Origin of the sequence: Allorhizobium borbori (assembly GCF_014196535.1) — a bacterium.
Lineage (GTDB): Bacteria > Pseudomonadota > Alphaproteobacteria > Rhizobiales > Rhizobiaceae > Ectorhizobium > Ectorhizobium borbori.
Window position 1 is genome coordinate 1 of sequence record NZ_JACIDU010000057.1, and the last position, 1198, is coordinate 1198.

The following is a 1198-nucleotide window of genomic DNA, read 5'->3' on the forward strand; positions in this document are numbered from 1 at the left end:
CCTAGATTTGTGGACGCCTTCTTCCCTATTTTTGAGGCAAGGAGGCCATGATGGGGTCTGGCAATTTTAGTGACGAGTTCAAGCGCGATGCTGTCGCGCAGATCACCGAGCGGGGCTATCCTGTTGCGGAGGTTTCGCAGCGGCTGGGGGTGAGCCAACACTCGCTCTATGCGTGGAAGAAGAAGTTCTCGAAGCCATCAGGAGGCAATGAGGATCAGGCGGCAGAGATTCGTCGTCTGAAGAAGGAATTGGCGCGCGTCACCGAGGAGCGCGACATCTTAAAAAAAGCCACCGCGTATTTCGCCAAGGATGCAAAGTGAGATACGCGTTTGTTGCCGAGCATCGTCAGCAGTTCACCGTGCGGGCGATGTGCCGTTGCCTGCGTATCCGGCCCAGTGGTTTCTATGCCTGGCTGAAGAACCCGCTGAGCGAACGGGCTCGGGAAGATGTCCGTCAGACCGAGCTTCTCAGCAAGGCCTGGAAGGAAAGCGGCAGGGTCTACGGTTATCGCAAGCTGCATGACGACCTCCTCGATCAGGGAGAGACCAGTTGCGCCAACCGCATTGCTCGTCTCGCGAGGTTGGCCGGGATCAAGGCTCAGATCGGTTACAAGCGTCGGCCCGGCTCCTATGGCGGTAAGCTGTCGGTCGTGGTCGACAACACCCTTGCCCGACAGTTCGATGCCGATACGCCGGACAGGGCTTGGGTGACAGACATCACCTATATCCGGACGCAGGAGGGCTTTGCCTATCTGGCAGTGGTGATCGACCTGTTCTCGCGCCGCGTCATCGGCTGGTCGCTGCAGAGCAGACAGACCACCGATGTCGTGTTGCAGGCGTTGCTCATGGCGGTGTGGCGTCGAAAGCCGAAGAGCAAGGTTCTGGTCCATTCCGATCAAGGCTCGCAGTTCACCAGTATGGACTGGGCGGCATTCCTGAAGCACCACAATCTCGAGCACTCGATGAGCCGTCGAGGCAACTGCCACGACAATGCCGTGGCGGAGAGCTTCTTCAACCTCCTCAAACGCGAAAGGATAAGGCGCAGGACATACCCAACACGCGAGGAGGCAAGGAAGGACGTGTTCGACTACATCGAGATGTTCTACAACCCCAAGCGTAAGCACGTCAGGAACGGGATGCTGTCACCCGTCGAGTTCGAACGGCAGCAGGAAATGTAACCCGAGGGCGTCCACAAAACT

At 58.1% G+C, this 1198-nt stretch carries 1 protein-coding gene; it reads left to right on the plus strand.

The window, feature by feature from the left end; all coding sequences use genetic code 11:
• Positions 1 to 50 precede the first annotated feature (50 nt).
• Positions 51 to 1177 (plus strand): IS3 family transposase gene (locus GGQ66_RS22895; RefSeq protein ID WP_183796043.1). Its coding sequence is split into 2 segments (ribosomal slippage): positions 51 to 291 and positions 291 to 1177, totalling 1128 coding nucleotides; the frame shifts between segments, so codons are not numbered across the junction.
• The last annotated feature ends 21 nt before the right edge of the window (positions 1178 to 1198 follow it).